The sequence below is a fragment of the Mesorhizobium sp. 128a genome (genome assembly GCF_053848025.1).
The window spans coordinates 1-377 of sequence record NZ_JBSPKY010000106.1; the positions used below are offsets into that span (position 1 = coordinate 1).

Sequence of the window (377 nt, forward strand, 5' to 3'; positions counted from 1 at the left end):
GAAGGGTGATCTCGGCCTCTGGGAGGTTGCTATGAGAAAACTGTTCCTTGCTTCGGTGATTGCCATCGCCTCCGCCGCAGCCACGGTCGTGCCTGCGGATGCACGGTACTTCGGTCCTGGCATCGGTGTTTTTGGTCCGTTCGGCGGCTTCGGCCCGTTCGGCGGTGGCCCCTTCTACGGCGGCGGCCCGTTTTACGACTATGGCGGCCGCTATTATGGCCCCCGGTACAACGATTATTATCCCGGCTACGTGGTCCGCTACCCACACCGCTACTATTACCGGCATCATCGTCATTGCCACGTGAAGTGGGTGAGGCACTGGCACCATCACCACCGGGTGCTGGAACGCGTTCGGGTTTGCCGGTACTGACAAGCCG

1 protein-coding gene is annotated in these 377 nt (G+C 61.3%); it reads left to right on the top strand.

The features are described from left to right. Window positions 1-370: hypothetical protein (locus ACWTU9_RS33275; protein WP_455862026.1), on the top strand; the 370-nt coding region annotated here is incomplete at its 5' end. Between the last annotated feature and the right edge of the window lie 7 nt (window positions 371-377).